Raw genomic sequence first — 25595 nt, forward strand, 5'->3', positions numbered from 1 at the left:
TAAGGTTTTTCAGTTCAAAGGGATGTTAATTAAACAGTTGGATTTATAGGTTTGGAACGAACAGAGAAAAGGGAACAGATGAAGAAAATTGGATTCGTAAATTATGTTACTTATTGAAATAGATAATTTTTATTTAATATAAGTTTCAGGATTTTAAACTCAATTTTCAGCATATTAACTACTGAAGAACTATTGATAATTAATTTTTGATAACTGGTTACTAATAACTGCTAAGTGATAACTAATAACTCAATCCTGGGAACTAAATCCAGATTACCGCGTTCTTGTCAGCAAGGAAATATGGGCAAATGTGAAGCTTTATGCAATTCCGAAGGGATCGTACAAGTGTTTTATAAACATTTTTTATACTTAAAGATGAAACCAATAAGCCTATCCTAGAGACTGATGGCATTGTGTATTAATGGTCTTAACATATATGAGATTTGTACAATCCGTAAAAGATTTTACGTAATTTTTAGTTTCATATAATACCATTTTATTTAGTTATACCAGTAAATATGAGAAATAAACCGAACTTACGCGACAATAAGTATTTTAAGCTAGTAAAAGCAGCAATAGTAATTTTGGTGCTTGCAATCAGCTTGCAGTTTACACACGCAATGGCGCAGTCTACTCAATCTGCTCCTGTAGACATTGATGGTAGTGAAGTTTTTCGAGTTGTTAGTACCGAAGGTACTACAGCTAAAGAAAGGGCTGAAATCATCAATAAAATTCTTCAAGAAGCAGTAAACTCTGAAAAGCTACCCCAAGTGAGGGTTGAAAAAGGCGAAAAATATGCAAAAATTTTAGTTGGAGAAAATTCTCAATTCACTGTTACCGATAAAGACGCGGTTTCTGCTGAAAATCCGAATATACAAGCCGAAAATTGGGCAAAGATAATTCGCGAAACAGTTGAGAAAGCCCGAGAAGAAAGGAGTGAAGAGTTTATTAATCGGACATTAATTTTAAGTTTAATACTTGTGGTGCTAACAATTGCACTTCATTTTGCTTTAGGAAAAGTATGGAAAATATTGCAGCGTAATGTTTCCCCACTTGTAACTTCTGTAGGTTCTGCCGATGAAAATCAACAGCAAAGTAGCTTAAATATACTCTTAAAAGCGACCTTATTTTTAGTGCGAACGGCACTTTGGGTAGGTGTAGCTCTTTATATTACCAATTTATTTCCGGTAACGCGGCAATGGAGCTTTGATATTGCCGCTAGTATACAAATTAGCCTGACTTCCCCAATTTTTAAAGACTTCTCAGTTACAGGTATTTTAGTTTTAATTGGTTTATTTCTAGGATTAATTATACTTTCTGGTGCTGTAACTAATATATTGCGATCGCGAATTTTGCGAGTACTGCGAATCAGTCGTGGAGCGCAGGAAGTTATTGCAATTATTTTTAAATATACGTTTATTGGGGTAGGTTCGGTTGTACTGCTGCAAATTTTCGGAGTTGATTTAAGTTCTTTAGCAATCTTAGCTAGTGCCTTGGGTGTAGGTATTGGTTTTGGTTTTCAAGATATTGCTAAAAACTTTGGTAGCGGACTTGTATTATTATTTGAACGACCAATTCAGGTAGGTGATTTTATTGAAGTTGGAAACTATATGGGGAATGTTGAAAGTATCGGTGCCCGCAGTGTAACGATTCGTACTTTAGATAGAGTTTCAATAATTGTACCAAACTCACGTTTTTTGGAAGACGAAGTAATTAATTGGAGTCATCACAATCCCATTTCCCGGATTCATGTACCAATAGGAGTTTCTTATAGTGCTGATGTAAAAGTTGTCAAAAAAGCACTTTTAGAAGCCGGAAAAAATCATCCTGAAGTGCTTTCAGTTCCTCAACCCCAAGTATTATTTACCGGATTTGGTGACAGTTCCTTAGATTTTGAACTATTAGTATGGATAAATGCACCCAGCCATCAAATATCAATTAAAAGCGATTTATGTTTCCGAATTGAAGCAGCTTTGAAAGAATATAAAATTGAAATTCCATTCCCGCAAAGAGACTTACATTTACGCACTGGCGAATTACCCGTCAAACTTTCACCAGAAATAGAACAAGCTTTATTACGAAATTCTGTACAGCAAAATGGGAAAAATGGGAATGGGGCATAGGATTTTAGATTTTAGATTTTGGATTTAAACAGTTAGTACCACCGGAGTTAGGAATTATTTATAAATTAAAAATTCTCCCCCCTCTACCCCCTCTCCTTATCTAATCATGCCCAATTCCCAATCCTAAATTGTCACTGGAGCTTCAATATAAATATTAGGTTCTTGCATGATAAACTCGATACCAAAATTATTCAATTTATAAGAAACCTTTTCATTTGCTAAATTTAATAATTGTTTTTTCAACTCAAGAGAATTTTGGTTTGAACCTAAAAGAAAGAAAGTAATTCTAGCTCTAGTATGTTCTGGTTGTAAATCTGTGTCGGTAGTCAGATCCGTAGTTGTCGCATGAATTTTATCAGAAAGATCGGTGTTCGTTGTCTGAGAAGTTGAGTTTAAATCTTCAAAAACTACTTTTGTGCTATCAGGTTGTACCCCAAAAAGTGATTCCATACTGTCTTCAACTACTTGTCTTACTAAAGCCTGTCCTTTATCAAGTAGCTTTTGATTAAAGTCAAGGTATAGCAACACCATGACTTTTTTTCCACGGGTTACGTTTTCGATTTCTACATTAGCTAATATAGAATTAGGTACAATCATCAAAGTACTTTTACCAGAAGAACGAATTTTTGTAGAACGAAATCCGATAGATTCAACTCTTCCATAAATTTCTGCTCCGTAGCTACTCGATGACGGTAAATGAATATATTCACCTGTAGTAAAAGGTCGATCTAAATATATAACAATAGTACCTAAGAATTGCTCTAAAGTTTTTTGAGCAGCAAAAGCAACTGCTAATCCACCAATTCCCAAACCAGTGATTAAACCAACTAAATTAAATCTATCGTTAGCAAAAACTAAAACAGCAATAAATCCTATAGTCAGATTCACAATAGTTTCAACAATTAATAGTAAATCGTCAGCCTGATAGCCCAATTTACGAATAATAGTAATACCATATGTTCTAATCAATTGCCGAAAAACACCGGAAGCTAAAAAAGCAATGCTGAGGATCACTGCTAATTGCACTACGTTACTTAAAAATTCATAGAAGCCTTTATACTCAGAAATTAGACCTAAAGATAATAAAATTAAGATTGAAGTACCAGCCCATTTTAAAGCTTGACGGTTTGTATAGATTAATTTTTCATAGATATCAGTTACTTGTGGAGGCAAGAAACGGTTAACAGCTACTTTAATTAGTAAGGGAGTGTATCTTCCGATAAACAAAGAAGCAATAACGCATAAAATAAATATTTCTAAGTTACGGATATCTTCTCTTAATACAAAATCAAGTATTTGATTCATAATTTTCATAGTTAACTCTAGATTGTAACGGGCGCATCTACATAGATAGTCGGTTCTTCTATATTGAAATCGATACCGTATCCTTTTAACTTCTGATTAATAGTTTGTGTAGCCACATCAAGTAATTGCCGACGCAATTCCATCGAGACTTTACCAGAACCTAATATAAATAAGCTAACTTGAGCTTGAGTCTTTGGTTCGCTGTTTTTATTTAGAGTTCTAAAATCTATACGAGTACTGCGTGAATCAAGTCCAAAAATATCTTTTGTACTTGTTAAAACAACCTGTTCGATTAATGCTTGTTCTTTGGGTTCAATTTTGCGAGTAAAGTTTAAAGAAAGAATTGAAATTACCTTTTTAGCACCAGAAAAGTTTTCGATACTCATTTGAGTTAGAGAATTATTCGGAATTACTATCACGGTTCCTTTACCCGAAGTACGAATTTTTGTAGAGCGCCAACCAATAGATTCAACTCGCCCAAAAGTACCATCTGGTAAGCCAATATAATCGTCAATATAAAAGGGATGGTCGATATATAATACAACACCACTAAGAAGTTGCTCTATTGTTGTTTTAGACGCGAAAGCAAATGCTACACCACCAATTCCTAAACTAGCTAATAAACTAAATATATTTATATTATGAGTTTGAGCAAAGAAAATAAAGCCAACAAAAATAATGGCTAAGTAAGCTGTATACTTTGCTAAATTTAATAGTTCGCTGTTAGCTTTACGACCGCTTTTTAAAGCAGATTCTAAAATATATTCATCAATATATTTTCCGAAGATGCGAGAAAATAACCAGCAAGCTTCTATAGTTAAAATTAGACTAATGATTTTTTCTATAACTGGATAATCATCGAGTACGGGGACAAATAGGGCAACAATCTCCATAAATCCTAATCCGAAAGCAAGTCCAATTAATTGTTTGTAAGGTAGCAACAATTTTTCCGTTTTCTCACCAGCTTGGGAAGAAACAAACAAATTTAAGCAAGATTTCGCTATTTGAGGAAAGACACGACCAGTAAAAAATGCTATAAAGCTAAATACTGTGACAACAAATGTCAATTGAATTTTGGCACTAAAAAAAATATTATTCGACAACAATTCCATCATCAAAAAATCTCCTGAATTTGAGCTATGAGTGATTAAAGAAAAATCCCAATAATCCCTAAAATCTAAGTCATTGTGTCTCTACAATGTCTCAGCAAGTTCCCGCACTTATTTTAGTTCTCACAAATTATAAAAAAAATAGCTTTGATTTCATAGTGTTTTATACTACCTAAAATAATTGATCGCTGAAAGTATTGAATCAGTATAACGTGGTCTTTAATACATTATTTTTAGATAATCTTACTTTTTGCTACATCGCTATAAATTATTTTCCAAGTACAAAACGTTTTTCTCTGCCATCGATATTATTTACTATTAATACTGAAAAACTTGATATCAGTCAAATTAATTGATACATTTTAAAAGGCACTATTTTAAGTAGCTAACAAAAATCATAGGTAAAAATATCTACTTATGTACAGTGGACAATTTTATGTGTGCCAGGAAAATAGAGTTCATAAATTGCCTGTGATGGGCAATAATTACAGCGTTAAGAAAAAATGTACTTATTACTTATATGCGATACATAAAGGTGAGCGATTATCTAACAACTCACTGCGTGAACGCTTAACGCCAATTGTCAGTTCCCGGCTTATCACCAATCGAGTTAAAGTATTAGGTGCATCAATTAATTACCAACTAAGGTTATAGCATCAAAATTATGAGCGATGCATATAATAGACTCGCACCTTTTATCCAGGAATATATTTACAAGAATAACTGGACGGAATTAAGACCAGTACAAGCTGCCGCTTGCGAAGTAATATTTGATACTGATGCCCATTTATTGGTTGCAGCAGGTACGGCTTCGGGTAAAACAGAAGCTGCTATTTTACCAGTTTTAACCCATTTATACGAAAAACCGTCTAAAACTGTAGGGGCAATTTATATAGGTCCTATTAAAGCATTAATTAACGACCAATTTGAACGTTTGAACGACTTATTAAGAGAAGCCGATATTCCAGTTTCCCATTGGCATGGAGATGTTTCTCAAACTAGAAAAAAACAGCTTTTAAAAAACCCGTCGGGTATTCTGCAAATAACACCAGAATCTTTTGAAAGTTTATTAATTAATAAGCATGAAGATTTAATCCGTCTTTTTGGCGATGTACGTTTTGTAGTCATCGATGAAATTCATGCTTTCATGGGTACCGAAAGAGGTTGTCAAATTCTTTGTCAGTTAGAAAGATTGGCAAATTTAACTAAAAATAAACACCGTAGAATCGGTTTATCGGCAACTTTGGGCGATTATTCTCTTGCGGAAGATTGGCTTAGCTCCGGTACCAATAAATCCGTAATTACGCCAAAAATTGAGGCAGCAAAGCGACAAATTAAACTAGCTTTAGAACACTTTTACGTTCCGGAAAAAGCGGATAATTCAGAAATCACCGATTGCGATAAATATATATTTAATTTAACTCAATCTCGTAAATGTCTTATCTTCGCTAACAATAAATCGCAAACCGAATCTGTCATTGCATCTTTACGTCAAATTGCTGCAAGTGAAAGACAGCCAGATATTTATCACGTCCATCATGGCAGTATATCCGCTTTCCTGCGACAAATCGCCGAAAATGCCATGCGCGAACCCCATCAACCAGCGGTAACGGCTGCAACGTTGACTTTAGAAGTAGGAGTAGATATTGGCTATTTACAGCGAGTCATTCAGTTAGAATCACCTTCTTCTGTAGCAAGTTTTTTGCAACGTTTAGGGCGCAGCGGAAGAAGGGGAGAACCTGCGGATATGCGCTTTGTTTGTCCGGAAAAACAGCCACCTTTAGAAGCACCACTTCCCAAACAAATTCCCTGGCAACTTTTACAGTCAATAGCAATAATTCAACTTTATTTAGAAGACAAATGGATTGAACCTATTGAACCCATAAAATATCCATTGAGTCTGCTTTATCATCAAACTATGAGTATTTTGGCAGCAACAAAAGAAATTTCACCATCTGCTCTTGCCCAAAAGGTTTTTAATTTATCATCTTTTCAATATATCTCTCAAGAAGATTATAAATTATTGCTGCGTTATTTAGTTAGCATCGACCATATTAATAAAACTGAATCAGGTAAACTAATCCTTGGGTTAGCTGGTGAAAAAATAGTCAAGAGATTTCAGTTTTATGCTGTATTTCCTGAAACTATTGAATTTAGCGTTAAACATGATTCAACAGATATCGGTACGATTGTTATAGTGCCTAAAGTAGGCAGTCAATTCGGATTGGCAGGGAAAACCTGGGAAGTTTTAGACGTAGATTTTGCGAAAAAAACAATATTTGTTAAACCAGTAGAAGGTAAAGCCGGTATATTTTGGCGCGGTGGAACTGGTACAATTCATAGCAAAATATTACAACGTATGCGTCGCGTTTTATTAGAAGATACAGAATATGCTTATTTGCAAACAAACGCAAAAATCAGATTACAAGAAGCACGTCAATTAGCTTCAGACTTTGAGTTAGACAAACGCAATATAATTAAACTAGAAAAAGGTAAATGCTGCATTTTCCCTTGGATGGGTACAGTTGCTTACAACACTTTCCAGAGATTATTAAATAATTTTTGTCGAGAGTCATTAGAAATTAAATCTCTTGGTGGAGTCAATCCTTATTTCATCATACTAAAACTAGGAAAAGGTAAATTTGAACAACTCGAACCCGAAATTTTATCTTTGTGCAAACAACGCATAGTTAATGAACATTTAGTAGCAGATGCAGAAGCACCAGAAATACAGAAATACGATAAATTTATTCCTCATCCATTATTAAGAACAGCTTTTGCAACCGATTATTTGAATATGGAAGAAGTTAGACAGCAAGTTGCGCTTTGGTAGGGGGGATGAGGGGATGGAAGATGGGGAGACAAGGGGATGGGGGGATGGGGGGATAATTAGTAATTAACATCTTGCACGATTCTCAACACCGCGTTGGAATAAATTCCCAGGCTCATATATGAAGTCTGATAAATCAGACTGGGCATGGATTTCAGTACGTTTTAACGTACTTTGTATATGAGCCTTGAAATTTATTTCTCTGCGAGAAAGCCTCCGGCTTACAAGGCGGTTATTCAAGCTTAACGAGAATGGTGCAAGATGTAAATTATTAAGTAACTCGTAACTTCTAACAACTAACTCCCATGTACGATTATGTAATTGTTGGTGCAGGCTCTGCTGGTTGCGTATTAGCGAATCGTTTGACAGAAAATTCTCAAATTAAAGTATTACTTTTAGAAGCTGGGAACCCAGATAAATCCCAAAAAATTCATATTCCTGCGGGTTATCCAGATTTATTTAAAACCAAATATGATTGGGCTTTTTATACAGAAAAACAATCTAATCTTAACAATCGTCAGCTTTATTTTCCTCGTGGAAAGGTTTTAGGTGGAAGTAGTTCAATTAACGCCATGATTTATATTCGAGGCAATTCCGATGACTACGATAACTGGCAGAATTTAGGCAATCAAGGATGGAGTAGTAAGGAAGTACTCACATATTTTAAAAAAGCCGAAAATCAATCCAGAGGTGCAAGCGAATATCACGATATAAAAGGACTTCTTCACGCTACCGATTTGCTTTCTCATAATCCTCTTTCTGAGGTTTTTCTCAAAGCAGCCACAGAATTTGGATTAATTCACAACGATGATTTTAATGGAATAGAGCAGGAAGGAGTAGGCTTTTATCAAGTTAATCAAAAAAATCGGCAACGTCACAGTGCCGCTACTGCTTATTTAAAGCCTGTATTATCTAGAAAAAATTTAACTGTCAAAACTAATTCGCAGGTTACACGTATATTATTCGATGGAAAGCAAGTTGTTGGTTTAATTTATCAAAACGAACTTCAAAATAAACTTAAAAACAAAAATATAGAACACGAAGTTAAAATCAACAAAGAACTTATAATAAGTGCCGGAGCAATCAATTCTCCTCAATTATTAATGCTTTCTGGGATTGGTTGTTCTAAACATCTAAAATCATTAAATATCCCAGTATTAATAGATTTACCTGGTGTAGGGCAAAATTTACAAGACCATTTATTTGTACCAATCGCCTATAAATGTACAAAGCCTATTACCTTAGCTAATCTCGAAAAGCCATATAACATTCTCAAGTATTTACTTTTGAAAAAAGGAGCCTTAACTTCAAATATAGCTGAAGCTGGCGGATTTTTAAAAACTTCCAAAAATTTAGATAATGTTAATCTCCAATTACATTTTGTTCCCGGTTGTTTAATAAATCACGGTTTTAGTCATCGTCAAGAACACGGCTTTACTTTATGTCCAACACTTTTATATCCTCAAAGTAAAGGTAAAATTACTCTACGCTCAAACAATCCTTTAGAACCTCCAGTTATTCAACCGGATTTTTTGGCAAAGCAACAAGATTTAGAAATTCTATTAGCAGGTGTAAAAATCAGCCGTAAAATTTTACAGCAACAAGCATTTGATAAATTTAGAGGTGAAGAAATAATACCCGGTTTGCAAATTCAATCAAATGAAGATATTGATACTTTTATTCGCAACACCGCAGAAAGTTTATATCATCCAGTCGGAACTTCTAAAATGGGTAATGACTCAATGTCGGTAGTTAATTCAAAACTACAAGTTCATGGAGTACAAGGATTAAGAGTAGTAGATGCTTCAATAATGCCTAATATTATTGGCGGTAATACAAATGCTCCTACAATTATGATTGCCGAAAAAGCCGCCGATATGATTAAATCAATTATCAATTAACAATTATCAAAATCCGACGGTTCGTAGTAAAGACTTTAGCCCTTGTCTTTCGTTTTAAGACTACTTAATAAAGGGATAAATCGCTTACTACAAACAAAAACAATTAAAATATTTTAAAAATATAGAGACGTAGTAATACCACGTCCCTACAATAGGTTATTTAAGAATTAACTAAAAATTAGCTAAAAATTAACTAAGACTTAGCACCCATTTCTACTACAGCACTACGCATAAAATTAACGCGCTGTTCAAAGTCTAATTGTTTGATGGAATTTACAAAATCATCTGTGTTAGATGGTAATTCATAGTCATCTGGTACTTGAATAACGCTTCCACCTTCCATTCCTTGAGCAAGTCTTAGCCATACATCAAGCTTAGCGCTAGAGCTTAAAGCTGTATATGAACTACTAATATCACTGCTTGCACCAGAAACAATATCCCGTTGTGCTTGCAATTGCTCTTCCTTCGACATTGCCTGGATTTTATCGAATAAAGCTTTAGCAGTTTGCTGTGCAGAATCTTGGTTAACAGGGGTTAAGTTGTCTTTTAGTTCCAAGTAGCCATTCCATAACAAACCTAATTGGGTATCAGCATCAAAGCCGCGAAATTCTTCTAGAGCTTTTCTTGTTTTTTCTTCAGTTGTAAAAGTCATGAATTTATCCTATGAGAAAGATGAATTATCAATAATTGCGTTCTCTTACATATTTAATAAATTGATAACTCGGAATTAACCCTGCTTGGGACATAAATAGGTATTATGGCTTAGGGCAGATGCAAAGTATAGGTTCTTACCAAAGTCGTATTTAGCAAGTCGTAATTTTCATCAATTAATTTACTTTTTTGATTGAAATCCAAACTAGTTAAAGAAAAACTGTAATAGTAAGATAATTTCATCTACCAATAGACATAACTAGTTTTTTAATATACTGTTGCTAAAGATTGATTTTGATACGCTAGGAGTATTGAAGTAATGGGCTTTATTTATTTATGCACTGGTTACTGACCGGACCATTGACTGTAGAAAAAATAACAGTTCGCATTCCAGATTTGCCAGCATCCTTAAAAGGTATCCGTATAGTGCAAATGACAGATTTTCACTATGACGGCTTACGTTTATCAGAGAAAATGTTAGAGAAAGCCATAATTTCTAGCAACGAAGCGGAACCAGATATAGTAGTTCTGACTGGCGATTATGTAACTGATGACCCAAATCCGATCAATAAATTAGTCTTTCAACTCAAGCATTTACAAAGTCGCTGCGGCACCTATGCAGTGCTTGGCAATCACGATCTACATTACGCTCACTCAAAAGCAAAAATTACATCTGCTTTTACCAGAGTTGGAATTGAAGTACTGGAAAACGAAATTGCTTATCCGTTTGGAAAAGAATTACCATTAGTGGGGCTTGGTGAATATTGGTCTGCTGATTTTAAGCCAAAATTAGTCATGAATCAGTTAAATCCAGCAAAACCGCGCATAGTTTTATCTCACAATCCCGATACTGCCAATATCCTGCGGCAATGGCGAGTAGACTTACAGTTATCCGGTCATACTCATGGTGGTCATATTGTAATCCCCGGTATTGGCCCTGCGATCGCAACTTATAGCAATATTGTTCGCAGTATGCCCAGAAAACTGCGGCGTAAGATGCCATTAGTAAAAACAGAATTTTTTAAAGTAGTCAGAAATTGGCAATGGGCAAAAGGATTTCACCAAATCGGAACCAATCAACTATACGTTAATCGTGGCTTAGGAACTTATCTACCGGGAAGGCTCTTTTGTAACCCAGAAGTCACCGTTATTACTTTGGAATGAAGGGATGGGGAGATGGGGGGATGGGGAGATTGGGGGACAAGGAGAGGGGCTAGACGGGGTAGAGGGGGTAGAGGGAGTAGAAAAATATTCCAAATTCTTAATTCCTAGCTTCTAACTCCTAACTCCTAACTCTTTTAATCCAAAATCCAGTCTTCGCAGCGTGTCGGCAAGGACATAATCCAAAATCTAATAACTCCTAACTCCTAACACCTAACACCTAACACCTAACAGTTCACTGCTCACTGATAACTGGTGATAGACTAAAAGCGCTGGTACAAAAAGCAATTTTAGCCCTATGCATTGGTTGTTAACTGGTCCTTTAAGTGTAGAAAAACTTTCAGTTAAGATAGAGGGTTTGCCAGCATCTACTAGGGGTACTCGTATAGTGCAGCTTTCGGATTTGCACTACGACGGTTTGAGGTTATCCGAAGAAATGTTAAAGCAGGCTATAATCGCCAGCAATCAAGCTGAACCGGATTTAGTTGTTTTAACTGGTGACTACGTAACCGACGATCCCGCACCAATATATAAACTAGTTAAAAGACTTAAGCATTTAAAATCTCGCGCTGGTATCTATGCCGTACTTGGCAATCATGATATATGCTACCGTACTGCAAAGGCAGAAGTTACAGCAGCATTAGAAAGTATTGATATAAAAGTTCTTTGGAATGAAATTGCTTATCCTTTGGGAAAAGATTTACCATTGGTTGGATTAGCTGAATATTGGTCAAGAGGATTTAACCCGGCATCGGTAATGGATCGCTTAGACGATGCAACACCGCGTATCGTTTTATCCCATAATCCCGATACAGCCCAAATATTGCAGCAGTGGCGAGTAGATTTGCAACTATCAGGGCACAGCCACGGAGGACAAATTGTGTTACCCGATATTGGCCCTTTAGTAGTTTATTACAAAGAATTAGTTCGCATAATTCCCAAAAATGTGCGGCAATTCATTCCATTTTTACGACCAGATTATGTAAAAGTTCTCCGACATTGGGAATGGGCGCAGGGATTTCACAAAGTAGGTAAAAATCAGCTATATGTCAATCGTGGTTTAGGAACTTATTTACCAGGGCGCTTGTTTTGTCCGCCGGAAGTTACTGTAATTACTTTGGAGTGAGGGAGTGGGGAGATTGGGGGATGGGGAGAACTCTTAATTTATAACTATTAACTTTTCAATCTAAAATTAATAACTCCTAACTCCTAACTCCTAACTGAACAAACCGCCTTTAGTTACGACCGAAAGATGTCAGTAATTAAAAGCGGTTTATTAAATATTTAGTAAATTGAGAAGAGTTGAAAATCAGAGTTTACTTTTAATCTAGGGTGAACCGGAATCGCAATTTTAGAAACGCTTGTTACCCAATGTACATCCTGAGTTATTTTCTATTCAAGCAGTATTCTTTGTCTGCTTGTAAAAACCTCCAAACTCACTTGTTCATATAAGGAAAGGCGAAAACATAGCATTTATTTGTTTGAAGGATGTAACAATCGAGATATTGCGATGGGATTAGAGGGGGAGACACTAACTCCAATCGAAAGATTTATTTTTTAGAGTTTTAACTCGCTTGTGCCTTATTTATAAAGTTAGCACCTGTTTTCTATAATTAAAACCTTATTTTACTGACTGTAACTATTGGTAATTTTTCGCAATATTTGTCTAAGTTTGTTTATTTATAGGACTTACGCAAAGCCCCCCTTCTCAAGGGGGGTTGGGGGGATCTTAACGTTGGGAATACTTAATTTATCGTTGCGGTTGCGTAACTCCTAATTTATATAGTATTAATTACTCCTGCTTTTTGCCTTATAAATAGCTAAAAGCCTTTTTTAATAGGAATTTCCATAAAGTCCATCTTCTTTAAGCGGGGTTGGGGGGATCTAAATCCTAAATCTATGAAATACTTGTTTTGTCGTTCTGCTTGCGTAAGTCTTATTTAATTAACATCTTGCACCATTGTCCTTAAGGTTCAGCACCCGCCTTGAAATCAATTTCAAGGCTAATATACAAAGTACGTTAAAACGCACTAAAAGTCTTATCTAGTCTGATTTATCAGACTTTGTATTTGAGCCTGGGAATTTATTCCAAGGCGGTTTATAAGGCTAATTGAAAATAGTGAAAATATCAGATTTCAAAGATTTTGCTTAACAAAAAAAATAGAGACGAAGTAAAAGCCACGTCTCTATAAATTAATTTGTGAAGGATTCGTAGTTGCTTTTTAAACTTTCATCTTGCTATATTCTCAGAATAACTTCTGGCAGGAAGTAAGTGGTTCTATCTCTAGAAAGGTGATTAATATATCCGGAAGAGTGATTTAAAGTTTGTAAATTTTTTTTTGATACCAGTATTCATAACCATAGAATAAATTTATTATTATTCTTATAAGATTATGAAATTAACAACTTAAATTACCTTTTAATTAATTGTAAATAATCGCTCATACTAGTAAATATCTTCAAGCTAACTTTCTATGCTGCCTCTTCCCCAAAACCCGCTTTCTTTGACGCAAACCCCTCATAGTGGCTACCACTGGGATGGTGGGGAACGTCGCTTTTTTGAAGGTTGGTATTACCGAGTAACTCTACCCTTTGTAAATCAAACTTTCGCTTTCATGTATTCGATTGAAGATCCAATCGGTGGCAAACCTCACAGTGGTGGTGCAGCACAAATTCTTGGCCCAAATGATGAATATTTGTGGCGTACTTTTCCCGATGTCAATAAATTTTGGGCAAAGCCTGATGTTTTGGCTTTAGGGCATTGGGGGAAAACTGATATAGAAAGTCAACCCCTTTATCTGCTTCCTGTAGAGTTTGAAAGCTACATTCAAGAGGGTTATCAAGCTACAGCAACTTTAAATCAAGGGATAATTTACGATCCAAGTAATGGTAATTACTGTCGCTGGCAGTATGAAATTCAGCCGGTGTACTATTGGGGAAATAAAGGCAGCATTCAGCAATCAACCGCAGGCTGGATCTCCTACTTACAGATTTTTGAGCCGGGATGGCAAATTTTGATGGCTCATGGTTTCGCTAGCGGTTGGATAGATTGGAATGGTAAACGCTATGAATTTACCAACGCACCCGCTTACAGTGAAAAAAACTGGGGAGGAGCTTTTCCCGAAAAATGGTTTTGGTTGAACTGTAATAGTTTTGATGACGAACCAGATTTAGCTTTAACCGCAGGTGGAGGTAGACGTGGTGTATTGTGGTGGATGGAATCTGTAGCAATGATCGGTTTGCATTACCAAGGTAAATTTTATGAGTTTGTACCTTGGAATTCTCAAGTTAGTTGGAATATCGAACCTTGGGGAAAATGGGAAATGCACGCGAGAAATTCGCAATACGAAGTGACTTTAACGGGAACTACCGATTTACCCGGTACAGAATTGCGTGCGCCAACCGAAAATGGTTTAATATTTGCTTGTCGCGACACCATGCAAGGAAAATTAACTTTAGAATTGCGCGAATTAAATACTGCTGAATCCAAAACTATCCTGAAAGCAACCAGTAATTTATGTGGATTAGAAACAGGGGGTGGTCCCTGGGATAGTTCCTGGCTTAGCGACTAGAAATGTTATTATAAAAATAACAATTTGGGGCTGTAGCTCAGCAGGATAGAGCGAGCGCCTCCTAAGCGCTAGGTCGCAGGTTCGAGCCTTGCCAGTCCCGTTTTCCGAAAAAAAAAGAATAAAGTTATTCAATATACTTTTTATTTCACCCCCTAAAACAGATACAATCTTTGATTAAGTCTGGTATTCCTTGTTGCTGCAATCCAATAGGCAGTGCATATAAACTAGTAAATGATTATTTTTGCGCGTTAGCGAACATTGATGATATCTATTCGTCAAAACAAGTTAGTTCTGGTGCAATACAATACGTTCTCGTTACTTAAACAATAGTCAAGAACGGTTCTTCAAATACTTGGGAATATACTTCGACCGAATTAAAAGCTATTAGCTATCAGCTTAAGCCAGGGAATTGGATGGGGATTTAAACCCCAACAAAACGGCTTACACCTATGTTTATCAGTGAGGTTTTACCCTCTCGTAGCTAAAAGCTAAAAGCTAAAAACTAAAAGCTAAAAGCTCGATAATTGGTCGCTAAGGGGTGTTACCCCCTGTGCATTTTTCCACAAAATATTTATATTTTGTTGGACATATTAAATGTGAAGCGTATATCTTGCTGCGTTATTTTTATTTTTCTAGAAAAAATTCCTTTCTAGATAGTCTAAGCTACACACTCTTAAATAAAATGCTCCCCAAAGGAATTACTTCACGGTTAATACCGATCATTCTACCCCTAACCTTATTATGGGGTTACAAAAAAGTTCAAGCTGTATTTGTACAGCCCCAAGCAATTTTGGTTTTAGGAGGTTCTACTAAAAGGTTAGAAAGAGAAAAATTCACAGCTGACTTTGCAAAACAATATCCTAACCTACCGATTTGGATTTCGGGAGGAAGTCCAGAAGGTGCGACAAAAAAGGTATTTATCAAAGCTGGTGTCGATCAAAAGCGTTTGTACTTAGACTATCGAGCCAATAATACAGTAGAAAATTTTACGACATTAGTAGATGATTTAAAAAAAAGAGGAATCAAGAAATTATATTTAGTCACTTCCGATTACCATATGCCTCGTGCTAGCGTAGTTGGCGAGATTGTTTTAGGTAGTCGAGGAATTGACTTTAAAACAGTATCCGTGCCTTCACAAAATAATTCCGAACCAGTAGAAAAGTCTATCCGCGACGGAGTTAGATCAATCGTGTGGGTTGCTACTGGTTTGGGTGGTGGGGAGAAATAGAAGCGGAGGAAGAATTATTGTTCCCTACTCCCTACTCCCTACTCCCTAACACCAAAAAATAATCGCAAATAAATATTAAAAATTAAAATTTACGCCGCAGCTTTTTCTTGCACCAAAACAAAAGGCTCCACGATCAAAGCGTTAAACAGTTTTTTTCGCTGCATATTCCATTCTCCAATTTGTACTGCTGAAGGTTTAGCAATCAACGCTTCATCAATCCAATTTTGAACTTCAGAGGCTTTATCGCCAGCTATAGCTTCACCTACATCTAATAAATCTAATTCAGAAGCTACTATAATTACAGAATCTTTTTGGGCGTGAGGAATCAACCATTCCCATTCAGCTTCATCAAGGTTTTGATCTAATTGCGCTCTTAAATCTTGATTTGTCATCAGTCATTATTTATTCTTCAATAATTAATATATAACAATTTTAAATTATTTGTGAATGTGAAAATTCAAAAACTTAGTTTGGCTAAAAAGATCGGGTTCCGCCTGCATCATAAAATATTATGGGTTGGATTATTTTACTCATAGATACTGATTAAACCTCAGCTTTCATTGCATCAATTTCAAATAATGAAACAATGACTCCTGCAATGGGAATAGAGATAAAAATACCTAATAAACCTGCAATTCTAGCGCCTATTAGTAAAGCAAAAAATATTACAACCGGATTTAGATTAAGTGCATCCTGCATTACTCTAGGTGCAATTAAGTTATCTTGAATTTGTTGAAGTACAATACAGGCTCCTAATACCTTAAGTCCCAACCATACACCTTGAGACGATACTATTAAGGTGATTAAACCAATTCCTAAAGTTGCACCAATACCTGGAATAATATCAATAAAACCAACGATTACAGATAATACTAAAGGAAAAGGTACTCGCAACAGTACAAAAACAAAGAATGTTGAGACTGTAAGAAACAATGTTAATAATAACTGACCTCGAAAAAAGCCAAGAAAAGCTCGTTTGATAACTTTTTCAAACTTTGTACGTCGAGGTTTAGGTATTATTTTCAAAATAAAATCCCAAAGTTGTTCTCCTTCAAGGAGCATAAAAAAGGAAACAACCGCAATTAAAACGAAAGTCGCAAAATTAGTAATAAAACTTTGGAATAAAAATAAAATATTACTAAGTCTAGCAATAGCTTGTTCTCTTAATACCTGTTCTAAGTAACTTAAATCTATCTGAAGTTTTCGGTTTCTGAGAATTTCCTCTAATCGCTGTACCAAAGGTATTAAATCATTTAAAAAAGTTGCTGCACTATCAATTAATTGTTGTCCCTGAGATAAAAGCCCCAAGCCTGCCGCGATAGCTAAACTGCCCAGAATAACTATACTAATTAGGAAAATAAAAATAACCGCGACACTGTGAGGTACAAAGTGTTTCAGCCACTGCACGGGATAGCTAAGTAAAAAAGCTAAAATTGCGGCAAACGTAAAAATAACGATAATCGCTTCAAAATAAGCGATTAATTGTACGATTGTCCAGCCGCAAGCAGCGAAAAGTAAAAAGCGAACTAAAGAAAAATTATTTAATCGATTTAAAAAATTATTGCCGTCTGAATCGTTCATATGATATTAAGGAAGTAGAAGCAAGGAAGCAGGAGACAAATTAAATAAGATTAAATTTAGGATCTTAAAAATGTCTAAAGTTCAATCTAAGCATTTTTAACTGCTAATACTACTTCCTTTAAGCATATTTTTGATTATTGCCAACTTAACGTCCCAAATCGTGCATTTTATTAATCTCTACAGCGCATTTTTGGGTTACAGCTTCTAAATCTTCCTTGGTTGTGGAAGTTGGAGCAGAAATCAATTCGCCAATTCTGACTGTTACCGGAACCCTTTGAGGAACAGCCTCACCTTTCTGCTCAATGTCCTGAGTACCCCATAAGCATACTGGTATAATTGGTGCATTTGCTTTTGCTGCAATTAACGCCGCACCTCGCTTAGGATCTGTAATTCGTCCATCTTTGGTGCGAGTACCTTGCAAGAAAACACCTACAGCCCAACCGCCGTTTAGATACTCCAAAGCCTTACGAATTGCATTGCGATCGCCACTTCCCCTACTTACAGGATAAGCACCATATAGCTGAATCGCTTGTTTCAAAACGGGAATTCTAAATAATTCTTCCTTCGCCATATAAGATACCGGACGACGAACACTAACAGAAACAATTGGCGGGTCAAAATTACTAGCATGATTGCTTACTATCACCAATGAGCCATTGCGAGGGACATTTTCCGCTCCATAAATACGCCCTCGGAAGTAAGCGAGAAGCATCGGATTTACTACCGAGTATTTCAACGCGCGGTAAAGTAGCAGGCTAACAAACGGTTCGCGATTTCGAGACATATTTGATAAATGGGCATGGGGCATGGGAATTGGGCATGGGAGAGGGGAAGATAATTTTTAACTCTTAACTCCTAACTAATTCCGTTTCCGCAGCAGAGCGCACGTTTTCCAATTTTAAGCCGGAGGCGGTACGTTTGATTAAGCCGGTTAAGACGTTTCCAGGCCCAATTTCTACAACTCTTTCAATTCCTTGCTCTGGTAGTGCTAATGCTGTTTCTCGCCAGCGGACGCTTCCGGTCATTTGTTTAACTAAACGTTGCTTTAAAATATCGGCTTCTACGGTGGGTACTGGTTCAACGTTGGATATAACAGGTACGGTAGCTTGATGAAATTCTACGGTTGCTAATACATTTTTAAATTCAGCAGATGCTTCTGCCATCATCGGTGAATGAAAGGCTCCCGATACGTTTAATGGTAATTTCCGTTTTGCTTTGACTTGAGCCAAGACGCTTTCTATAGCTTCAGGTGTACCGGAAATTACTACTTGTGCGGAACTGTTGTCATTCGCCAAAACTGCATCGTTTGTTTCGGCTAGAATTCGATCCAATTGTTCTTTATCAAAGCCAATCAAAGCTGCCATCTTGCCACCAGCAGCATTTTCCATCAGTTCGGCACGACGCTTTACCAAACGCAAACCAGCAGCCCATTCAAATACCCCTGCTACATATAAAGCAATATACTCTCCCAAACTATGTCCGGCGACTAAATCCGGTTTTTCTGCTTTACGGATAACATCGGCAAGAATAGTTTCTACTACATACAAGCAAGGTTGAGTGTAAAGAGTACGAGCCAATTTGTCTTCGTGATTCTGGCAGATGTCGCTAACACTCCAGCCCAAAATCTCTTCAGCTTGAACAAACTTTTCCTTCGCTTCTGACAATTCCAGTAAATCCATTCCCATTCCCAACGCTTGGGAACCTTGTCCGGGAAACACCCATGCGGTTTTAGTCATTAGTTGTTAGTTAATAGTTGTTAGTTAATAGTTGTTAGTTATTAGTTAGGAAATTAGATTTGTTCCAATATTTGTTTCAACGAATTAACACAGTCAGGAACCGAACAGTGTTGTTAGAGAAAACAATCGCAAGTCCAAGCTTTCAAAACGTTCAAAAATACTTATTGATTTGATTGAATGCTTTCAAATCATAACTCTTAACTCATAACTCCTAACTCTTATCTTCCCCATTTAAAAATTGCCGCGCCCCAAGTTAATCCAGCCCCAAAACCTGATGCAGCGATGGTATCTGTGGGTTTTATTTTGCCTTCTCGTACTGCTTCATCTAATGCGATTGGTATAGAAGCAGCAGAAGTATTGCCATAATTAGCCACATTACTTATTACTTTTTCTGATGGAATAGAAAGACGTTCGGCAACTGCATCAAGAATGCGTTGGTTGGCTTGATGCAATAGCAGCCAATCCACTTGTTCGACAGTCAGATTTGCACGAAACAAAGCTTTGTCAATAACTTCCGGTACTCGCTTCACGGCAAAACGATAAACTTCTTTGCCATTCATCGAGACATTACCAAAATTGCCTTTTGAAATACTTACACCATTTGTCAGTTCTTGCGATTGAGGTGTATAGGCAAGTTTAAGACAGCTATTAAGGCTGCCATCACTTTTGATTTCAAAACCTAACAAACGGTCTTCTTTATTGGCTTGCAATACAGCGGCTCCAGCACCATCGCCAAATAATATGCAGGTGCGTCTGTCTTGCCAATCCACCCAACGAGAGAGGATATCCGCCCCAACCAAGAGTACATTTTGAAATACACCTGTCCTGATATATTGGGCGGCAGTTACTAATCCAAACACAAAACCAGAACAAGCCGCAGTCAAATCAAATGCTACTGCCCTGCTTGCTCCTAATTCAGCTTGAATTTGGCTAGCGCTACCAAATAAGTCATCAGGAGTGGAAGTAGCCAGCAAAATCAAATCCAAATCTTTTGCTTCAACTTGTGCCATTTCCAATGCCTTGAGACTAGCAGCAGTACCAATAGTAGTAACAGATTCAGTCGCCATTGCTAATCTTCGCTGGCGAATTCCCGTTCTGCTGGTTATCCATTCGTCTGATGTGTCAACTAGCCCGCTTAGCCCCTGGTTATCTAGAAAGGTTGCTGGCACAGCCGAGCCACTTCCTGTCATCGCTATTCCTAAATTTTGCACTCATTCTCTCCGCAGCTATCCGCTAGAAGGACGTAACAATCTCTACGATAATGATTATTAGCCTACAGCCAGTATAAAAAACTGACTATAGACTAGTAATATTAATTGCCTAAGAAAGCTAATTCATAAAACGCTTTTTTCGCTCAGATTATTAGAGTGAATGCGTTGTAGTACCTGATTGTCCACAGCTTCTTTCGCTAGACGAATTGCACCGAAAATTGAAGGAGCTTGGGAGCTACCGTGACCAATTACACATATGCCGTTTACGCCTAAAAGTAAACCACCGCCATGTTCTGCTGAGTCTACCCGCTGTTTAATTCGTTTCAGGTTTGGTTTTAAGATAGAACAGCCAAGCTGGCCGCGCAATCCTTGGGGTAATTCTTCGCGAATAATTTGCAACATAATATCCCCGACTGCTTCGGCAAATTTTAATAATACATTGCCTACAAAACCATCACATACAATCACATCAAAGTTACCAGAAAGCACATCGCGCCCTTCGGCATTGCCAATAAAAGTGACTTGAGTATTTTTACTAATCATTTGGTGAGCGCGTATGGCAACATCGTTACCTTTACATTCTTCCTCACCAATATTTAATAAACCAACTTTGGGTTCTGCCACACCCAAAACATACTGAGAATAAGCCGAACCTAAAACGGCAAATTGCTCTAAAAATTTAGGACGGCAGTCTACGTTAGCGCCAACGTCAAGTACTAAGACTTGTTTGCTAGCCACCATCGTCGGGAATACTGCACCAATTGCTGGACGATCGATGCCCGGAAGTCTTCCCAAGCGAAGTAAAGCTGCTGCCATTGCTGCACCAGAATGACCGGCACTAACTACAGCATCAGCTTGTCCCTTTTTCACTAAGCTCATCGCCACGTTGATGGAAGCCTTCGGTTTGCGTCTAATGCCGCTTAAAGGTTCCTCATCCATCGCGATCGCGCCTTCGGCAGGGACAATTTCAACTTGTTCTGACTTGATTGATGATGGCAGTGTTCGTTCAATATCTTCGGGGGAGCCTACCAACAATACTTTTACACCTAATTCTTCGACGGCTCGCAGTGCGCCAGCCACGATTTCGCTAGGTGCATTATCTCCTCCCATTGCATCAATAGCGATTCTTACGCCAGTCGATCCCATTGCTCAGAGCTTCCAGAAACCTTACAAATTTTACCAGATGCCCCTACTAGTAGCAGTAGATTTTTAACTACCAAATCTTACTTGTTTAAGTAAGGCATCAACTTCGACTTTTGCTCAACATAACATGAATTCACCTCTATCACTCCACTCTCATCTCTTGACAGGTAAATGTTTTGAGCAATAGAAGGGCGGTGAATGCGTTCCGAAACAACATTGCTGCCCTTGCGTGAAGTACTATTAAACCATCCCGAAGGCAAAAGCAAGAATACATAGATTGCACGAGGCAGTAGTTATATTACATTGAGGAAAAAATGATTGTTATCTATCCGATCCAAAATTCAAATTTTATTTGTATAAATTTGCATAAATGTCTTTAAGCGAGATAAATAAGGTTAACATAATTTGTAGTACATACGGTCTGTGTGTGTATTAATTTTTAAAATAATTAAATTTAAAATTAATTTTTATACGATCTATTTTTAAGTATTATTCTGTACTCGACTTGTTATGCGCTGTTAAATATTCCTACAAGAACAAATAGGGAAAAAAGACGATAATTATAAAACGCTTGGGACTTTTTATAGATACCGAGCGCATACTCGCTGCTAAAAAACTAAGAAATAAATCAAGAGCGACATTAATTCATTTTTTTCATATTGCGATCGACTGAACAAAAGCTCGAATAAACCGCTATTTCCGATCCAAAATCGAAAAAATAATCAAATTTTCCCGATCTGCTCTTAAATATCTAGAAGAGGTTCACAGTTACGCCTATGACATCCGTTTAAAAAGGGCGTTTTCAGTTTTTGCTTGCCGGTAAACTGTACCGTTGAGAGCATATATATCTTGTAATTAATACTGTGTCGCTGTCGCTTATCTTACCCATAGAGGAACCTACTGTCTTAGATATCTATTAAATCAAGGCTCAAATTTTGCTCAAAGCATTGTCTATCAAATATTTTATGAACTTTGTCAAAACCCTCCATATTACTTATAAAAACACTATAAATTTATATTTAATAGCGAAGAAGGGCTTATTCCCCGGTTCATCCACATAAGTGTTTTTTCCGCAATCAATTTGGTGCGATCGCGCCTCGAAGTGTGATAATAAAATCCATTACTTAAAAATTTAAGCATAATGGTTGAGGCAGATTGCAAAACTTTGTTATATGGCACTCTTCCAGAAGCAATAATCAACGGTTATGATTACGAGCATGCTAATGGGTTTGCTTTGTGCGTAATATTACAGCGAAAAAGGTAGCAGTTACTTGTATAGGAGCAAAGAATGCTGGAATTGTTTGGTTCGGGTTTAATTTCGTTATGGCTAGACATGGCAGGAGTACAAGTTAAGCCAATGCAGGCTTTAGATACGTTAGCTTGGCAAGCTGGTACCGGCTTAGTTCTCAGCCCCGATCCAAACCCAGCCAGAAGCAATACAATACGTGAATATCTCAAAGAGCTACAGGCATTAAAACTGATTAAACCAGAACAAACCGAAGTTCAGGGTATTTGGATGCAGTCAGGTCCCATACTAATGGCTAACCATCAAGGTACAAAACCTTTACCTGCTGCTTCTTTAACGAAAATTGCAACTTCACTTGCTGCTCTTAATAAATGGGGCTACGACCACAAATTTGAAACTTTAATAAGTGCTACCGGACCTGTTAAAAACGGTGTATTAGAAGGAAATTTAGTAGTTAATGCTAGTGGCGATCCTTTATTTGTTTGGGAAGAAGCAATAACTATTGGCAATACGCTCAACAAAATGGGTATAAAGCGCGTCAATGGAAATTTAATCGTTGTTGGTAAATTTGCGATGAATTTCCAACGCAATCCCACATTAGCAGGGCAAGCACTGAAAAGGGCGCTCAATTTTGCTACTTGGGATAGAGGTATAGCCTCTCAGTATTCGCGAATGCCCAAAGGTACCCCAAAACCTCAAGTCCCAATTACCGGAATTGTTGAAGTCAAAGACAAGATTGAAATTTCTCAAACCGAGTTGATACGTCATCGTTCATTGCCCATAACACAGTTAATCAATGAAATGAACGTTTTCAGCAACAATGAAATGGCCGAAATGCTTGCAGAATCAGTAGGTGGAGCAAGTGTAGTCCAATCAATTGCTGCCAAACTTGCCAGAGTACCGCAAGAAGAAATTCAATTAATTAACGGTTCCGGCTTAGGACAAGAAAATCGCATTTCTCCCAGGGCTGCCACTGCGATGTTAATGGCTATTCAACGTTTAGTAACTCCTCATAATCTGACGGTAGCTGACTTGTTCCCCACTTCCGGCTTAGATCATCGCGGCACAACTTACGCCAGACGCATTCCTAAAAACACAGCCTTTAAAACTGGTACCTTAAGAGATGTCAGCGCTTTAGCAGGAGTAATGCCGACAAAAGATCGCGGTTTAGTTTGGTTCGCAGTTATCAACAAAGGTGTTTACGTTCCGGGTTTCCGTTCCGAACAAGACAAGTTACTGCAAAAAACCCTCAAAGAATTGCAAGTACCAGCAACCGCTTCAACTGGTATTAGTCCTACTGAAGGGGAAAAAGCCATACCAGAATTAGGTAAAGCTAGTCGCAATGACATTTTGTATAAAAGCTGAATTCAGTTATCAGTGAACAGTGAACAGCTAACATTTATCATCGATCCGATACGAAGGAACAATTTACTTCTTGCTTTAGCCGATTATTAACTGATCACTGATAACTGATCACTGCTAACTGATAACTGTTAATTGTTGAGGTTGGGAATAATCTCTGTTATCACCCGATTATTTGAACCTCCCCCTTTAACAACCACATTTTCTGTATTAAAATTACCAGTTGCAGAATCACCTTTAAAAGTTAATTGAGGTTCTGTTTGAGCGTATGTTACGTTTCCAGAAGCTTCTACTAATTGCTTGTTTAAATACCAAGTTAAATTATTCGATTGAATAGACTGACCTTTTTTTCCGATACCTTTAACGTCTCCTTGAACAAAAACTGTATCTTGGGGTATTTTTAATTCACCTCGATTCCCGGTTACAGTTATATTTTCAGCACGATGTACCACTTTTACTGGTGCATTTGTTTTAATATTTTGGGCGTTTACATTCCAAGTTAGGGAATTACTAGCTATTTGCACCAAAGGATCTAATAATTCTATAAAGGCATTTTTTGTAATATTGACAATTTTTGTTTTTAAGAAAATTTCAGCAGCATCTCCCCTACCGCGATCGGTAAGTTTATTATTCTCGAAACGGTTAATCTGCATGGTGCGATCGCCAATTAGTTTTTCCTGTTTAATCATCCAGGTTAATTGCTCGGTTTGCATTTGCAGTTGGGGATCGAACGATTTGGCTACGACTCCCCCAGAAAAATCAATCCGCTGTTCGCGGGTTTTAACTCTTGCTTCTTTGGCTACTGCCTGTAACTGTTTGTGAGTACCGTTAAGTTGATTGCGAACAATCATTAAATCTTCTTTAGGCCGCCATTCTAATTCATTACCTCGCAATACCACACCATTTTCTGGATCGGTTGCAACAATTTTACCTTTAAGAAATAATTGCTTTCCGTCTTGCCTAATATCGGCTTTGTCTGCCGTAATCTTGTAAACTATTTTACCGTCTTGATACAGTTCGCCATAAGGATTCTCAGCATTACCAATTTGTTTTTCTTTGGTATATTTAGCTTGTTTAGCATTTACCTTCCAAATTGGCTGACCTTTTTCATCAAATTGTTCTAAAGCTACACCTTGGAAAGTAAAGTTACTTTCGTCTTCTTGTACGGATTCGTCTTCAACTGGTTCGGAGTCAAGATTGGGCTTCTCACCTCCACAACTAACTAATGTCAGAAGAAAGAAGGCGCAGGGCAGAAGGCAGAGGCTAAAAGTCTTGCGAGTTAAGCTTTTCATCCTGGATATTATAGAAAGTTTTTTGCGCCATACTCTGTTAACAGACGTAGAAAAAATTAAAATTATCCGTGCTTTTGATTTATTTTGAGTTTGTAGTAGCGCTTCAGCGCATCCGGAATCCGGATGCGCTGAAGCGCTACTACG

At 37.1% G+C, this 25595-nt stretch carries 18 protein-coding genes and 1 tRNA gene; 9 read left to right on the top strand and 10 right to left on the bottom strand.

Annotated features, from left to right (window positions below; all coding sequences use genetic code 11):
* The first annotated feature begins 518 nt into the window (after window positions 1–518).
* Window positions 519–2123 (top strand): mechanosensitive ion channel family protein, encoded by a 1605-nt coding sequence (locus tag ACM03V_RS01385; protein ID WP_414618949.1) that lies wholly within the window; start codon window positions 519–521, stop codon window positions 2121–2123.
* 123 nt (window positions 2124–2246) lie between these two features.
* On the opposite strand, the gene ACM03V_RS01390 is transcribed toward ACM03V_RS01385, so the two are convergent.
* Entirely contained in the window at window positions 2247–3428 is a 1182-nt protein-coding gene (locus tag ACM03V_RS01390; RefSeq protein ID WP_414618950.1) for a mechanosensitive ion channel family protein, read from the bottom strand.
* A gap of 17 nt (window positions 3429–3445) precedes the next feature.
* Window positions 3446–4543, bottom strand: a complete 1098-nt coding sequence (locus tag ACM03V_RS01395; protein WP_414618951.1) for a mechanosensitive ion channel family protein — start codon at window positions 4541–4543, stop codon at window positions 3446–3448.
* Between the two features lie 658 nt (window positions 4544–5201).
* Between ACM03V_RS01395 and ACM03V_RS01400 the strand changes: the two genes are divergently transcribed.
* Complete coding sequence (locus tag ACM03V_RS01400; protein ID WP_414618952.1) at window positions 5202–7370, top strand: DEAD/DEAH box helicase; 2169 nt, start codon at window positions 5202–5204, stop codon at window positions 7368–7370.
* A gap of 302 nt (window positions 7371–7672) precedes the next feature.
* Window positions 7673–9268 (top strand): GMC family oxidoreductase, encoded by a 1596-nt coding sequence (locus tag ACM03V_RS01405; protein ID WP_414618953.1) that lies wholly within the window; start codon window positions 7673–7675, stop codon window positions 9266–9268.
* Between the two features lie 193 nt (window positions 9269–9461).
* Here the strand turns inward: ACM03V_RS01405 and ACM03V_RS01410 are convergent, their stop codons facing one another.
* A complete protein-coding gene (locus ACM03V_RS01410; RefSeq protein ID WP_414618954.1) occupies window positions 9462–9920 on the bottom strand; it encodes an orange carotenoid protein N-terminal domain-containing protein in 459 nt (152 codons plus the stop codon).
* 335 nt (window positions 9921–10255) lie between these two features.
* Between ACM03V_RS01410 and ACM03V_RS01415 the strand changes: the two genes are divergently transcribed.
* From ACM03V_RS01415 to ACM03V_RS01435, 5 genes are all read left to right on the top strand, one after another.
* Entirely contained in the window at window positions 10256–11083 is an 828-nt protein-coding gene (locus ACM03V_RS01415) for a metallophosphoesterase (protein WP_414618955.1), read from the top strand.
* Window positions 11084–11378: 295 nt separating this feature from the next.
* Window positions 11379–12206, top strand: a complete 828-nt coding sequence (locus ACM03V_RS01420) for a metallophosphoesterase (protein ID WP_414618956.1) — start codon at window positions 11379–11381, stop codon at window positions 12204–12206.
* Window positions 12207–13554: 1348 nt separating this feature from the next.
* The gene (locus ACM03V_RS01425) at window positions 13555–14652 is read left to right on the top strand and encodes a tocopherol cyclase family protein (RefSeq protein ID WP_414618957.1); all 1098 of its coding nucleotides are present in this window, start codon (window positions 13555–13557) and stop codon (window positions 14650–14652) included.
* A 26-nt stretch (window positions 14653–14678) separates the two neighbouring features.
* Window positions 14679–14752: transfer RNA gene (locus tag ACM03V_RS01430), tRNA-Arg, on the top strand.
* Window positions 14753–15334: 582 nt separating this feature from the next.
* Window positions 15335–15880: a YdcF family protein gene (locus ACM03V_RS01435; RefSeq protein ID WP_414618958.1), complete on the top strand. Its 546-nt coding sequence runs from the start codon at window positions 15335–15337 to the stop codon at window positions 15878–15880.
* An 89-nt stretch (window positions 15881–15969) separates the two neighbouring features.
* On the opposite strand, the gene ACM03V_RS01440 is transcribed toward ACM03V_RS01435, so the two are convergent.
* From ACM03V_RS01440 to plsX, 6 genes are all read right to left on the bottom strand, one after another.
* Window positions 15970–16272: a DUF2288 domain-containing protein gene (locus ACM03V_RS01440; protein WP_414618959.1), complete on the bottom strand. Its 303-nt coding sequence runs from the start codon at window positions 16270–16272 to the stop codon at window positions 15970–15972.
* A 151-nt stretch (window positions 16273–16423) separates the two neighbouring features.
* Entirely contained in the window at window positions 16424–17461 is a 1038-nt protein-coding gene (locus tag ACM03V_RS01445; protein WP_414618960.1) for an AI-2E family transporter, read from the bottom strand.
* Window positions 17462–17606: 145 nt separating this feature from the next.
* Window positions 17607–18245, bottom strand: a complete 639-nt coding sequence (locus ACM03V_RS01450; RefSeq protein ID WP_414618961.1) for a lysophospholipid acyltransferase family protein — start codon at window positions 18243–18245, stop codon at window positions 17607–17609.
* 64 nt (window positions 18246–18309) lie between these two features.
* Window positions 18310–19197, bottom strand: coding sequence for an ACP S-malonyltransferase (gene fabD / locus ACM03V_RS01455; protein ID WP_414618962.1), 888 nt, complete (start codon window positions 19195–19197; stop codon window positions 18310–18312).
* Window positions 19198–19415: 218 nt separating this feature from the next.
* Window positions 19416–20408, bottom strand: coding sequence for a beta-ketoacyl-ACP synthase 3 (locus ACM03V_RS01460; protein WP_414618963.1), 993 nt, complete (start codon window positions 20406–20408; stop codon window positions 19416–19418).
* Between the two features lie 123 nt (window positions 20409–20531).
* Window positions 20532–21554 (bottom strand): phosphate acyltransferase PlsX, encoded by a 1023-nt coding sequence (gene plsX, locus ACM03V_RS01465; RefSeq protein WP_414618964.1) that lies wholly within the window; start codon window positions 21552–21554, stop codon window positions 20532–20534.
* A 1285-nt stretch (window positions 21555–22839) separates the two neighbouring features.
* On the opposite strand from plsX, the gene ACM03V_RS01470 reads away from it, so the two are divergent.
* Window positions 22840–24162 (top strand): D-alanyl-D-alanine carboxypeptidase, encoded by a 1323-nt coding sequence (locus tag ACM03V_RS01470; protein ID WP_414618965.1) that lies wholly within the window; start codon window positions 22840–22842, stop codon window positions 24160–24162.
* Between the two features lie 128 nt (window positions 24163–24290).
* Here the strand turns inward: ACM03V_RS01470 and lptC are convergent, their stop codons facing one another.
* Complete coding sequence (gene lptC / locus ACM03V_RS01475) at window positions 24291–25451, bottom strand: LPS export ABC transporter periplasmic protein LptC (RefSeq protein ID WP_414618977.1); 1161 nt, start codon at window positions 25449–25451, stop codon at window positions 24291–24293.
* Between the last annotated feature and the right edge of the window lie 144 nt (window positions 25452–25595).

Source organism: Calothrix sp. CCY 0018 (assembly GCF_963920925.1).
Lineage (GTDB): Bacteria > Cyanobacteriota > Cyanobacteriia > Cyanobacteriales > Nostocaceae > Rivularia.

What these genes read in the sequence shown, in the direction of transcription:
- ACM03V_RS01385 (WP_414618949.1), top strand. Translation starts at nt 519, where the DNA reads ATGAGAAATAAACCGAACTTACGCGACAATAAGTATTTTAAGCTAGTA.
- ACM03V_RS01390 (WP_414618950.1), bottom strand. Translation starts at nt 3,428, where the DNA reads ATGAATCAAATACTTGATTTTGTATTAAGAGAAGATATCCGTAACTTA.
- ACM03V_RS01395 (WP_414618951.1), bottom strand. Translation starts at nt 4,543, where the DNA reads ATGATGGAATTGTTGTCGAATAATATTTTTTTTAGTGCCAAAATTCAA.
- ACM03V_RS01400 (WP_414618952.1), top strand. Translation starts at nt 5,202, where the DNA reads ATGAGCGATGCATATAATAGACTCGCACCTTTTATCCAGGAATATATT.
- ACM03V_RS01405 (WP_414618953.1), top strand. Translation starts at nt 7,673, where the DNA reads ATGTACGATTATGTAATTGTTGGTGCAGGCTCTGCTGGTTGCGTATTA.
- ACM03V_RS01410 (WP_414618954.1), bottom strand. Translation starts at nt 9,920, where the DNA reads ATGACTTTTACAACTGAAGAAAAAACAAGAAAAGCTCTAGAAGAATTT.
- ACM03V_RS01415 (WP_414618955.1), top strand. Translation starts at nt 10,256, where the DNA reads ATGCACTGGTTACTGACCGGACCATTGACTGTAGAAAAAATAACAGTT.
- ACM03V_RS01420 (WP_414618956.1), top strand. Translation starts at nt 11,379, where the DNA reads ATGCATTGGTTGTTAACTGGTCCTTTAAGTGTAGAAAAACTTTCAGTT.
- ACM03V_RS01425 (WP_414618957.1), top strand. Translation starts at nt 13,555, where the DNA reads ATGCTGCCTCTTCCCCAAAACCCGCTTTCTTTGACGCAAACCCCTCAT.
- ACM03V_RS01435 (WP_414618958.1), top strand. Translation starts at nt 15,335, where the DNA reads ATGCTCCCCAAAGGAATTACTTCACGGTTAATACCGATCATTCTACCC.
- ACM03V_RS01440 (WP_414618959.1), bottom strand. Translation starts at nt 16,272, where the DNA reads ATGACAAATCAAGATTTAAGAGCGCAATTAGATCAAAACCTTGATGAA.
- ACM03V_RS01445 (WP_414618960.1), bottom strand. Translation starts at nt 17,461, where the DNA reads ATGAACGATTCAGACGGCAATAATTTTTTAAATCGATTAAATAATTTT.
- ACM03V_RS01450 (WP_414618961.1), bottom strand. Translation starts at nt 18,245, where the DNA reads ATGTCTCGAAATCGCGAACCGTTTGTTAGCCTGCTACTTTACCGCGCG.
- fabD (WP_414618962.1), bottom strand. Translation starts at nt 19,197, where the DNA reads ATGACTAAAACCGCATGGGTGTTTCCCGGACAAGGTTCCCAAGCGTTG.
- plsX (WP_414618964.1), bottom strand. Translation starts at nt 21,554, where the DNA reads ATGGGATCGACTGGCGTAAGAATCGCTATTGATGCAATGGGAGGAGAT.
- ACM03V_RS01470 (WP_414618965.1), top strand. Translation starts at nt 22,840, where the DNA reads ATGCTGGAATTGTTTGGTTCGGGTTTAATTTCGTTATGGCTAGACATG.
- lptC (WP_414618977.1), bottom strand. Translation starts at nt 25,451, where the DNA reads ATGAAAAGCTTAACTCGCAAGACTTTTAGCCTCTGCCTTCTGCCCTGC.